Origin of the sequence: Streptomyces sp. NPDC050625, from assembly GCF_040654755.1 — a bacterium.
In the GTDB taxonomy this organism is placed as follows: Bacteria; Actinomycetota; Actinomycetes; order Streptomycetales; family Streptomycetaceae; genus Streptomyces.
Genome location: NZ_JBFAIQ010000021.1, coordinates 116,712 through 128,662 on the forward strand (window position 1 = coordinate 116,712; position 11,951 = coordinate 128,662).

Genomic DNA, 11,951 nt, shown 5'->3' on the forward strand with positions numbered 1-11,951 from the left:
GTTACTATAATGTTTGCCACTCAGCGTCCGCGGACTCCGCGGGCGACCAGGGCCACCACCTGGCTGCGCGAGGTGAAGTCCAGCTTGGTGAGGATCCGCTGGACGTGCGTGTCGACCGTCCGCAGCGCGATCACCAGCGCGGCGGCGATCTCCCGGTTGGTCTTCCCGGTGGCCAGCAGCTCCGCGATCTGGCGCTCCCGTGGGGTCAGTGGCAGGTCGTGCAGGACTGAGTCCCCGGCCGGCGCACCGGCCGCCGGGACGGCCTCGACCTCCCCCAGCGCCTCGGCCACAAGCTCACCCAGGGTCATCTCCCTGCCGCGGGCGGAAACGGCGGCGTGCTCCTTGCCCAGCTTGTCCCGGGCCTGCAGCGCGTAGTGCTCGTGCCACTCCCGCATTCCCGGGAAACCGTGGTAAGCGGGCCCGAAGTCCTCGGCCCGGGCCTCGCCCGCCTCCAGCAGAAGGGCGCCATGCCGGGCTTGGCCGCCGTCCATGGCCGCCCAGGCCAGCAGCTCGACCGCCCAGACCACGCCCTGCAGGTTGACCAGATCGCGCTTGCGGCGCAGGGCCTCCCGAGCCAGCTCCTCCGCCTCGCCGGCGCGGCTGGACAGCAGCGCCCCGAGCGCGCGGAAGAGCAGTGCCCAGGAGAACAGCAACTCCTCGCCGCGGGCGGCGCACAGCCGTGTGGCTTCTGCCAGCACCCCTTCCGCTCGGCCCAGATCGCCCCGGTAACAGTAGGCGAGGCCCAGATTGATCAGGGCGTCGGCGAGGAACGGGACGCTGTCCGGGCGGCCCCGCTCCTGGGCGATCCCCGCCTCCAGGTGATCGATCGCCGCATCCACGCGGCCGTCGAACAGCTCGGCCACGCCCATCGCGCAACGGGCGTGCGCGGCACTCTCCTCGTCCCCTATTCGCTCGGCCAGACTCCGGCCCTCGGCCAGAAGCTCCCGTGCGGCCGGAATGTCACCGTCGACGGCGCTCAGGAAGCCGTGCGTCCACAGCGCCTGAGCCCGCTCGGGGGCCGACCCGTCCTCGACGTCCAGCAGCCGGCTCAGCCAGCGACGGCCTTCACCAGGGACGCCGGAGCCGATCCAGAAGGGGAACAACGCGACGGCCAACCGCAGCCCGGTGCGAGCGGTGGCCGGATCGCCCAGCGATGTCTCCAGCGCGGCCCGGACGTTCGCGTGCTCGCTCAGCACCTGCGCGTGCAGCTCCCGTTGGTGCGGACCGAACCAGCCCAGCCGCACACGTTCGGCCAGGTCGGCGCACCGGTTCAGATGGGCCCGGCGGACCGCGTCCGCCTCGCCGGACTCCTCCAGCTTCCGGGTGCCATAGCGCCGGATGGTCTCGAGCATCGTGTACCGCGAGCCGTCGAGGATCACCACGGACTTCTCGACCAGCTCGAACAGGGCGGGGGTGACGGCTTCGGGCGGCAGCCCCGGCCCGGCGCAGACCGACGTCACCGCGTCCAACGTCGCGCCGCCCCGGAACAGGGAGAACCGAGTCCAGAGCACGCGGGCCTCGGAGGTGCAGAGCTCATAGCTGTAGTCGAGGTTCGCGCGCATCGTGGTGTGGCGCTGTGGGGCCGAGCGGGGCGCCGGCAGGTCCGGCACCGGGTGAGTCAGCATCGACTCGACCGACTGCCACCGGCTCCCGGCCGCAGCCAGCTCGATGGCCAGCGGCAGGCCGTCCAGCCGACGGCACAGCTCCACGATCACGCTCTCGTCCACCCGCCCGGCCGCGACCTCCTCGTTGAGCGCCACGGCCCGCTCCAGGAAGAGCGCGACCCCGTCGTAACCGGCGGCGGCGCCGGGCGGGATCCCGGCCCCCACGGCCGGCAGGGCCAGCGGCGGCACCCGGTAGAGCGCCTCTGCGTCGATCCGCAGCGCCTCCCGGCTGGTGGCGAGGACGTGGATGTGCGGGCACCGGCTCAGCAGCCGGGCCACGAACACCGCGACCGGCTCGGCCAGATGCTCGCAGTTGTCCAGCACCAGCAGGACACGGGCGGTGCCGATGCGGGCGGCCAGAACCTCCACGTCCCCGCCCGGGCTCCGGCCCGGGTCGATCCGGGTGAGCACGCTGGGGGCGAGCAGATCCGGCTGGGAGAGATCGGCCAGCGGGACCATCGTGGCGCCGTCCGGGAAGGCCCTCCGCAGGGTCCGGGCCACGTGCAGGGCCAATCGCGTCTTTCCGACGCCGCCCGGGCCGGTCAACGTGACGAGGCGGGAGCGGGTGAGCAGTTGCTTGACCTCGGCCGCTTCGGCCTGGCGCCCGATCAGGCTGGTGACGTCCGCGGGCAACTGCTCCCGCCCGCCCAGCTCGTTGCGCGCCATCGTCCGCTACCTTGCCTCTGCGTGACCGGGGTCACATGCGTAGTCAATTTCGGCAATTCTACGCATGCGCTACGTCGTCCCCCCTCGGAGTGTGGGCGGTCACACCGACACGACGACGTGGAGGACTGCAGATGACCTGTCGCACCCGGCTCGACGGCGGACACGGCCGACGCCACACCCACCGTTCCCCCTCCGGCCGTAGCTACGCCCCTTCGGCCTCCCCGCACCACGCCCTATCCGGCCCGGCCGACCTGGTGATGCGGGTCGCCGCCATCGTGCCGACCCCGGGGGAGGCCCTGTGCGGCGACGACATCGCCTGGGAGGCCTTCAGTGCCTTTCTGGACGAGGCCGCCCGGTTGGTGACCGACGCCCTGGGCCATGCCGGCATCCGGACGTTGCGTGCTCTGCTCAACTCCTCCATGGGCGAAGACGTCGTGACCTGGATGCTCATCGAGCGCGCGCTCACGAGGCTCCAGGACGGCGACCACTGAGCCGCGAGTCCGCGGTGGCCGACGGTCTCATCACCTCGGGGCATCCGGGGCGAGTCGACTCCCCTTCTTGTCGTGTTGCGTGTGGTGCGTCACTATGCTTCCAATGAGGTTCAATCCATATTGGTAACAAGATTGGGAGTCCGATGACCGACCTCGCCCTCGACGACCTGCGGGCCCGTTACCGACGTGACTACGACCCCTACGCCGACAGGTCCATCGACGAGCAGCTCGCCGAGCTGGCCGACCGCCGGACCGACAAGCCGGTCAGCTACTCCGCCCGCGGCAACGGCTGCTGGGTGCTGACCGATTACGACGACGTCTCCGATCTGCTGCGCCGCAACAACCGCGGTGTGATCAGCTTCCCCAACGAGCCCGACGGGCTGAATCTCTCCGGGGCGCGCGAAGCCCAGATCCCGATCGAACTCGACGGTCCTGAGCACCGTCAGGTCCGCCAGGTGCTCGACCCGCAGTTCGCCCCCAAGAAGGTCGCCGAGCTCGAGGACCACCTGCGCGAGCAGTGCAACCGCCTGATCGACGCCTTCATCGAGGACGGCAGGGTGGACTTCGTCAAGATGTTCGCGCTGCCGTTCCCGGGCGCGACCGTCCTGGCCATCATGGGTTGGCCGGCCGAGGACCTCGAAAAGATGAACGGCTGGGCCGACGTCCTGCTGCATGGTGTCCCCGGGGGCACCGAGGAGGAGAACAACGCCGCCCGCGGCCGAACGCAGCAGGAGTTCGCCGCCTACATGGCGGAGAAGATCCCGCAGTGGCGGGCCGCCCCTCGCACGGACGACGTCATGTCGGTCATGCTCGACGCCGAGATCGGCGGTCAGAAGCTCACCGATGACCAGCTCTTCGACTTCTCCGTGCTGATGATGATGGCTGGTCTGGACACGGTGCAGAGCGTCCTGGCCCGCTGCGCGCGCTACTTCGCGCAGCACCCGGACCAGTGGGACCGCATGTTCGAGGACGCGGAGCAGGTGCCGGCCGCGGTGGAGGAGCTGCTGCGCTGGGCCACCCCGCCGGTCCCGACCCGCACGATCACGGACGAGTACCTGGAGATCCGCGGCATCAAGATTCCCAAGGGCGAGCGGGTGCACGCGCCGCTGGGCTCGGCCAACCGCGATCCGAAGTACTACCCCGACCCGGATGAGGTGATCTTCGACCGCCCGGCCAAGCCGCACCTGGCCTTCGGCGTCGGTAGCCACCGATGCGTCGGGCTGCACCTGGCCCGGCTGGAGCTGCGGATCGCGTTCGAGGAGCTGCACCGCCGGATCCCCCGGTTCGAACTCGACCCCGACGCACCCGCCCCGCACGAGCACCTCGGTCTGGCCTGGGGCGTCAACGACGTCCACCTGCGCTTCACTCCTGGGCCGCGAGAGCTGTCGTGACCGCCCCGGCCGGGGAGCCGATCCAGAACACGCGCGAGCGGCTGCGCCGGGACTACGACCCGTACGCCGACGTGCCGATTCAGACCCAGTTGGACGACCTGGCCCGACGGCGGGCCGAGCTGCCGTTGAGCTGGTCCGGCCGGGGCAACGGCTGCTGGGTCCTCACCGAGTACGACGACGTCTCCGAGCTGCTGCGGCTGAACAACCGGGGCGTGGTCAGCTTCCCCAACGAACCGGACGGCACCAACGCGGTGGGCACCCGCCAGGCGATGATCCCGATCGAGATCGACGGCTCGGAGCACCGGCAGTACCGGCGCTACCTGGACCCTCAGTTCGCGCCCAAGAAGGTCGGGTTGCTCGAGGACCACCTGCGAGAGCAGGCCAACCGGTTCATCGACGACTTCATCGAGGACGGTCGCTGCGACTTCGTCCAGCGCTTCGCGCTTCCCTTCCCGGGGGCCACAGTCCTGGCCATCATGGGCTGGCCGTTGGAGGACCTCGAGAAGATGAACCGGTGGACGTCGATCCTGTTGCACGGCGTCAGTGGCGGCTCGATGGAGGAGAACGCGGCCGCCCGGGGCCAGGCGCACGTCGAGTTCAACGCGTACATGCTGGAGAAGATCCCGCAGTGGCGGGCCGCTCCGCGCAAGGACGACGTCACCTCGGTGATGCTCGACGCCGAGATCGACGGCCGCCGGATGGACGACAACGAGCTGTTCGACTTCTTCGTCCTGATGATGACGGCCGGGCTCGACACGGTGCAGAGCGTGCTCTCGCAAACGGCGGTCTACTTCGCTCGGCACCCGGAGCAGTGGGACCGGATGTTCGAGGGCCCGGAAACGCTCGAGCCGGCCGTCGAGGAGCTTCTGCGCTGGGCGACACCGCCCGTGCCCACGCGCACGGTCACCGACGACGCAGTGCGGTTCCAGGGGGTCGACATCCCCCGGGGCGACCGGATCCACGCCCCGTTGGCCGCGGCCAACCGTGACCCGAAGTACTTCTCGGATCCGGACGAGGTCGTGTTCGACCGGCCGCCCAAGCCGCACCTCGCCTTCGGGGTGGGACCGCACCGCTGCGTCGGCCTGCACCTGGCCCGGCTGGAGCTGAAGATCGCCTATGCCGAGCTGCGCCGGCGGATCCCACGGTTCGAGCTCGACCCCCACGCCCCCGCCCCCAAGGAGCACCTCGGGCTGGCCTGGGGCATCGAGGACGTCCATCTGCGGTTCGCCCCCGGACCTCGCGAGCAGTCCTGAGCGACTCCGCCACAGAGTTTCCTCTTATGGTGCTAACATAATTGCGCAACAGCAAGAACACTAAAGCAACATTGGTGCCAGTGCAGGAGAACCTCCGTGTCGAAGTCGCAGTCCGCCGTCACCACGCTGGATGCCCTGGTCGTGGGGGCCGGCATCTCCGGCATCTATCAGCTCTACACGCTGAACCAGCAGGGCGTGGACGTGCGGATGGTCGAAGCGGGTACGGGGGTGGGCGGCGTCTGGTTCTGGAACCGCTACCCCGGTGCTCGCTTCGACTCCGAGAGCTACACCTACGGCTACTTCTTCTCCCCCGAACTGATCGAGGAATGGGACTGGAGCGAGGAGTACGCCGGTCAGCCGGAGACCGAGCGCTACCTCAACCACGTCGTGGACCGGTTCGACCTTCGCCGGCTGATCACCTTCGATCAGCGGGTGGTCTCGGCCGAGTGGGACAGCGAGGCAGAACGGTGGACGGTGACGACGTCCTCCGGTGACGTCTGGAAGCCCCGCCATCTCGTCACCGCGCTCGGGATCCTGTCCGCGCCGGCCTTCCCCAGCGCCCCGGGGCTGGAGGACTTCCGCGGCGAGTGGGCCCACACCGGGCTCTGGCCGGACGAGGGCATCGACTTCGCCGACAAGAAGGTGGCGGTGATCGGCACCGGCTCCAGCGGGGTCCAGATCGTCCCGCTGGTGGCCAAGGACGCCGAGCAGCTGGTGGTGTTCCAGCGGAGCCCCAACTGGTGCACGCCCATCAACAACTTCGCGATCACCCCGGAGCGGATGGCCGACATCCGGAGCCGGATCGGGGAGATCTGGGACGCCACCCAGCTGTCGCCGTCCGGCTCGATGCACCGGCCGATGCCGGAGTCCTCGCTGGAGCTGACGGCCGACCAGCGGCGGGCCCATTTCGACCGTCTCTACGACTCCCCCGGCCTGGTCATGGCGCTGGGCAACTTCCGCGACGTGTCCGTGGACAAGCGGGCCAACGACAACGTCACCGCCTACATCGCCGAGCGGATCCGGGCCCGGGTCCACGACCCCGAGCTGGCGGAGCGACTGATCCCGAAGGACCACGGCTTCGGGCAGAAGCGGCCGCCGCTGGAGAACGGCTACTACGAGGTCTTCAACGAGCCCCACGTCTCGCTGGTCTCCACCGGCGAGGAGCCGATCGTCCGGTTCACCGAGACCGGGATCGAGACCGTCCACGGTCACTACGACGTGGACGTCATCGTCTTCGCCACCGGCTTCGAGGCGGTGGTCGGCTCCTACAACCGCATCGACATCCGCGGTCGCGACGGGCTGGCCCTGCGCGACCACTGGGAGGCGGGCCCGCGCACCTATCTCGGCCTCACCGTGGCCGGCTTCCCCAACCTGTTCCTGGTCGGCGGACCGCAGAGCGTCACCGGTGTGATCCCCCGGGCCACGGATTTCCAGGCCGACTGGGTGACCGCCACGGTGGCCGGGATGCAGGAGCGCGGCGAGACCGTCGTGGAGCCCACCGAGGCCGCCGAGGACGAGTGGATCGACCACGTCAACGCCGGGATCGTCGGCACGATGCAGGAGACCGCCGAGTCCTGGGCGTTCGGGTCCAACGTGCCGGGCCGCAAGCGCGCCTACCTGCTCTATGCCGGAGGCCTCCCCCAGTACCGCGAGCGGGTCAAGTCGGCCACCGACGACGGCTACCGCGGCTTCAAGTTCTCATCCTGATCCGATCAACGACGAATGGAGAGGCATTTGAGCACCAGAGCAGCGATCCTGTGGGGCATCGGGGAGAAGTGGAGCGTCGAGGACGTCGAGCTCGCGAAGCCCGGTTTCGGGCAGGTGCAGGTCAAGATCCACGCGACCGGCCTGTGCCACTCCGACGACCACGCGGTCACCGGCGACATGCCGACCCCGCTCCCCCTGGTCGGCGGGCACGAAGGTGCCGGCGTCGTCGAGGCGGTCGGGCCCGGCGTCACCCGCGTGGCGCCCGGCGACCACGTCGTCCTGATCTTCCAGCCGCCCTGCGGCTACTGCCGCAACTGCGCCCGCGGGCGGTCCAACCTCTGCCTCAACGGCGCGCTGCAGGACTACGGCGCCACCAAGCCGTTCAAGGCCCGCGGCCAGGAGATCGCCGCCACCGGCGACCTGGGCACCTTCGCCGACGTCACGGTCATCTCCGAGCGCTGTGTCGTGAAGATGGGCAAGGACATCCCGTTCAACGTGGCCTCCCTGCTCGGCTGTGCCGTCACCACCGGTTGGGGCGCGGCCGTCCACCTGGCTGAGGTCGAGCCCGGCGACAACGTCGTGGTGATCGGCAGCGGCGGAGTCGGCATCAACTCCGTGCAGGGCGCCAAGAACGCCGGCGCCAACCTCATCGTCGCGGTCGACACCGTCGAGCTGAAGCGTCAGAAGGCCCTGGAGTTCGGCGCCACCCACGCGGTCGCCACCGTCGAGGAGGCCAAGGAACTGCTGGCCGAAAACACCGACGGCCGCATGGCTGACGCGGCGATCCTCTCGGTGGGCGTCGGCGACGCCAGCAAGCTGGGGCAGATCGTCGACCTCACCGGCCCGGCGGGCACCACGGTGGTCACGTCGGTCTCGCCGTTCGCCTCCACCACCGTCGACCTCAACCTCGCGCTGTTCACGCTGAGCCAGAAGACCCTGCGCGGCAACGTCTACGGTGGCGTCCAGGTGCACCGGGACATCCCGCGCCTGCTCGACCTCTACCGACAGGGCCACCTGAAGCTCGACGAGCTGATCACCAGGACCTACACCCTGGACCAGATCAACGAGGGCTACGCCGACATGCACGCGGGCAAGAACATCCGCGGCGTCATCGAGTTCTGAACCACGGCACGGAGAAGGGCCCGGCGGTGACCGCCGGGCCCTTCTCGGTGAGTTCGGTTCAGTGGGTGGGAGCGGCGGCCAGGTCGTCGGTGAGTCGCTTCAAGTAGAAGCCCATCCGCTTCGGCAGGCCCAGGAGGAGGACGCCGACCAGCCGGCCGTCCCTCCGGTAGCCGATCGCGGCCTCACCGGAGAGATCTCCTTCCAGCACCTCGACATCGGTGGCCAGGGCGGGTTGGCCCAGGGCACGGATGCTCACGGAGGCCTGATCGGACCAGAACGTGGGCACGGTGCCGAACGGCTTCTCCGCAGGACGGCCGGTGAGGTCGCCGACCAGTGAGGCCGCGGCGTACAAGCTGGTGTCGACTGCGACCTGCCAGTGCTCGATGCGCCGAGGCGTCGCGTCGTAGAGCGCGTTGGGGAAACGCGCGACGTCACCGACGGCGACCGTGCCCCTGCGGCCGCCGAGCCGGAGGAACTCGTCGCAGACGACGCCGTCGGCCAGGTCGAGTCCGTTACCGGCGAGCCATTCGGTGGCCGGCTGCGACCCGATCGCTTCGACGACGACGTCGGCCTCGAGCCGGGTGCCGTCCGACAGCACGACGCCACCCTCGTCGACCGAGATGATGCCGGTGCCGAGATGGAAGTTCACACCGGCGGCGATGTGCCGACGCCGCAGCTCTGCGCCGACGAGCGGCCCGAGCGGAGCAACCATGGGCAGCTCGTCGATCGCCACCACCGAGACGGCGCAGCCGCGGGAGAGCGCGGTACCCGCCACCTCGCAGCCGATGAACCCAGCACCGATCACGACCACCCGGGCGCCCGGACGCAGTCGTCCGGTGAGCGCCTGGGCATCGTCCAGCGTGCGCAGTACGGCCCTGGGGCCGCCGAGGGATTCCGGCAGGCGCCGCGCGCGGACACCGGTGGCGGCCACCAGCCCTTGGTAACGGAGCACGGTCCCGTCGTCGAGGGTGACGGAGCGCCCGTCGAGGTCGGAGGCGACGGCCCGACGTCCCAGCCGCCACTGCAAAGGATGTCCGGAGTCGCGCCGGCGTAGTTCGACGCCGGCGTGGTCACCGCCCTCCAGCAGCAGCTTCTTCGACAGCGGCGGACGCGTGTACGGCATGTGGACCTCGTCGCCCACGATGGTCACGAGACCCTCCCACCCGTGACGGCGCAGCCCTTCAGCCGTGCGCAGGCCGGCCAGGCCGGCCCCGACCACGACGATTCCAGCGTCGTCGGCGACCATCGCCTCAGCCCTTTCGCGCCCGTGAGACCAGCTGGCCCACGATCACGTTGCGCTGGATCTCATTGGTGCCCTCGCCGACGATCATCAGGGGCGCGTCACGGAAGTAGCGCTCGACGTCGTACTCGGTCGAGTAGCCGTATCCGCCGTGCACGCGCACGGCGTCGAGGGCGATCTTCATCGCCGTCTCGGACGCGAACAGCTTGGCCATCCCCGCCTCCATGTCGACCCGGCGGCCGGCGTCGAACTCACGCGCCGCATAGAGCGTCAACTGACGCGCGGCCTCCAGGCTGGTGGCCATGTCGGCCAGCAGGTTCCCGACCGACTGGTGCTTCCAGATCGGCTTGCCGAAGGACTCGCGCGTCTGCGCATAGGACAAGGCGTCCTCGTAAGCCGCCCGACCGACACCGAGCGCCCGCGCCGCAACCTGCAACCGACCCGTCTCCAGGCCCTTCATCATCTGTGCGAACCCGACGCCGGGCACGCCTCCCAGGATGTTGCCCAGCGGAGCCCGATAGTCGTCGAAGACCACCTCGCAGCTCTCGACGCCCTTGTAGCCGAGCTTGGGAAGGTCCCGCGAGACGGCCATCCCCTCCCCGGGCTCGACGAGCAGCACCGAGATGCCCTTCGAGGCCGGCTGCGCGGTCGGGTCGGTCTTGCACAGCAACGCGGTCAGCCCGGCCCGGCGGGCGTTGCTGATCCAGGTCTTGGCGCCGTTGACGCGGTACTCGCCGTCGACCTCCTTGGCGCTCGTCCGCAGCGCCTGCAGGTCGGATCCGCCTTGCGGTTCGGTGAGCGCCATCGTCGCCCGGACCTCCCCCGTGGCCAGGCGCGGGAGCCAGGTGTCCTTCTGCTCCTGTGTACCGAACTGGTTGAGGAGCTTGCAGACCACCGTGTGGCCGCCCATCGCGCCGGCCAGACTCATCCAGCCACGGGCCAGCTCCTCGGTGACCAGGACGTAGCACTGCATGCTGACCGCGACGCCGCCGTACTCCTCAGGCACCGCGAGCCCGTAGATGCCGAGCTCCTTCATCTGCTCGATCAGCGCCTCGGGGTAGACGTTGTCGTGCTCCAGCTGCTGCACCACCGGCTTGACCTGCTTGTCGACGAAGTCGGCGACGGTGCTGACGACGGCGCGCTCATGCTCGTCGAGTGCTTCCAGGTGACCCATGAGTCCTTCTCCTCCTGACGGCTCGGTTCAGACAACGCCGGCGCCGTGCAGGCGGGCGATCGCATCGGGGCCATGGCCGAGCTCGGCGAGCAGAGCGTCGGTGTGCTGGCCCAGGTCGGGTACGTTTCCCATCACCGGCTCGGTCCCGGCCAGCCCGATCGGGGGCAGCAGCGCCTGGAACTCCCCACCGGGAGCCTGAACCGTGCGCCACCGGTCCCGCTCCCGCAGCACAGGATGCTCCAGGAAGTCGGCGACCTGGTTGATCGGCGCGTTGGCGATACGCAACTGGTCCAGGCGCTCGGCCACCTCCTCGCTGGTGCGCCGGGCGAAGGCATCGGCGATGTACCCGTCGAGCTCGACACGGTGCGCGACACGGTCGGCACCGGTGCGGAACCTGGGGTCATCGGCCAGTGCGGGATCGTCGAGGAACTTCGCGCAGAGCGCCCGCCACTCGACGTCGTTCTGGATCGAGAACAGGACCTCACGCCCGTCCATGGCCCTGTAGGCGCCGTACGGCGCGATGGTGGCGTGGTGAGTGCCGATTCGAGGCGGCTGGGCCCCGGTGAACTCCGTGTAGTAGGCCGGCTGGCTCATCCACTCGGCCAGCGAGTCGAACAGCGAGACCTCGACCGGCTGGACCGCGCCGGTCGTGGCTCGGGCCAGCAGCGCCGTGAGCACGCCCGAGAAGGCGTACATCCCGGCCGCGATGTCAGCCACGGAGATGCCGACCCGTGCTCCCGAGTCCGGGACACCCGTGATCGAGACCAGGCCGGTCTGACACTGCATGAGCAGGTCGTAGGCCTTTCGGTCGGCCCACGACCCGGTGCTTCCGTATCCGTTGACGGCGCAGCCGATCAGGCTCGGATTGAGCGCGGCCAGTGCGTCGACGCCGAAGCCGAGCCGGTCCACCGCGCCCGGGCCCAGATTGTGTACGAAGACATCGGCCCGGGCGAGCAGGTCTCGCAACACCTCTTTGCCCTCGGGCGCCTTGACGTCGAGGGTGAGGGACTCCTTGCCGCGGTTGAGCCAGACGAAGTAGCTGGACAGCCCGTGGACGGCTCGGTCGTACCCGCGGGCGAAGTCGCCGCCTCCGGGTCGTTCGATCTTGATCACCCGGGCGCCGAGATCGGCCAGTTGTCGTGTCGCGAAGGGAGCCGCCACGGCTTGTTCCAGGCTGATTACTGTGACGCCATCGAGCGGTCGAGTGTCGAGCATGACTGCAACACTACATCACTATTGTGGT

9 protein-coding genes are annotated in these 11,951 nt (G+C 69.6%); 5 read left to right on the top strand and 4 right to left on the bottom strand.

Annotated features, from left to right (window positions below):
- Positions 1 to 20 precede the first annotated feature (20 nt).
- Positions 21 to 2,330, bottom strand: coding sequence for a LuxR C-terminal-related transcriptional regulator (locus AB0I54_RS34275; protein WP_363300147.1), 2,310 nt, complete (start codon positions 2,328 to 2,330; stop codon positions 21 to 23).
- A 131-nt stretch (positions 2,331 to 2,461) separates the two neighbouring features.
- On the opposite strand from AB0I54_RS34275, the gene AB0I54_RS34280 reads away from it, so the two are divergent.
- The 5 genes from AB0I54_RS34280 (at position 2,462) to AB0I54_RS34300 (ending at position 8,294) form a co-directional block, all read left to right on the top strand.
- On the top strand, positions 2,462 to 2,821 hold the full coding sequence (locus tag AB0I54_RS34280; protein WP_363300148.1) for a hypothetical protein: 360 nt from the start codon (positions 2,462 to 2,464) through the stop codon (positions 2,819 to 2,821).
- Positions 2,822 to 2,964: 143 nt separating this feature from the next.
- Entirely contained in the window at positions 2,965 to 4,212 is a 1,248-nt protein-coding gene (locus AB0I54_RS34285) for a cytochrome P450 (protein ID WP_363300149.1), read from the top strand.
- Complete coding sequence (locus AB0I54_RS34290; protein ID WP_363300150.1) at positions 4,209 to 5,465, top strand: cytochrome P450; 1,257 nt, start codon at positions 4,209 to 4,211, stop codon at positions 5,463 to 5,465. The genes AB0I54_RS34285 and AB0I54_RS34290 overlap by 4 nt, the downstream gene beginning before the upstream one ends.
- Before the next feature lie 96 nt (positions 5,466 to 5,561).
- Positions 5,562 to 7,172 (top strand): NAD(P)/FAD-dependent oxidoreductase, encoded by a 1,611-nt coding sequence (locus AB0I54_RS34295; protein ID WP_363300151.1) that lies wholly within the window; start codon positions 5,562 to 5,564, stop codon positions 7,170 to 7,172.
- A 27-nt stretch (positions 7,173 to 7,199) separates the two neighbouring features.
- A complete protein-coding gene (locus AB0I54_RS34300; RefSeq protein ID WP_363300152.1) occupies positions 7,200 to 8,294 on the top strand; it encodes an NDMA-dependent alcohol dehydrogenase in 1,095 nt (364 codons plus the stop codon).
- A gap of 58 nt (positions 8,295 to 8,352) precedes the next feature.
- Here AB0I54_RS34300 and AB0I54_RS34305 read toward each other — a convergent pair whose 3' ends face one another.
- Genes AB0I54_RS34305 through AB0I54_RS34315 form a run of 3 tightly spaced genes read right to left on the bottom strand, consistent with a single transcriptional unit; the run spans position 8,353 to position 11,923 of the window.
- A complete protein-coding gene (locus AB0I54_RS34305; RefSeq protein ID WP_363300153.1) occupies positions 8,353 to 9,540 on the bottom strand; it encodes an FAD-dependent oxidoreductase in 1,188 nt (395 codons plus the stop codon).
- A gap of 4 nt (positions 9,541 to 9,544) precedes the next feature.
- The gene (locus tag AB0I54_RS34310) at positions 9,545 to 10,708 is read right to left on the bottom strand and encodes an acyl-CoA dehydrogenase family protein (protein WP_363300154.1); all 1,164 of its coding nucleotides are present in this window, start codon (positions 10,706 to 10,708) and stop codon (positions 9,545 to 9,547) included.
- 27 nt (positions 10,709 to 10,735) lie between these two features.
- A complete protein-coding gene (locus AB0I54_RS34315) occupies positions 10,736 to 11,923 on the bottom strand; it encodes a CaiB/BaiF CoA-transferase family protein (protein ID WP_363300155.1) in 1,188 nt (395 codons plus the stop codon).
- Positions 11,924 to 11,951: the final 28 nt, after the last annotated feature.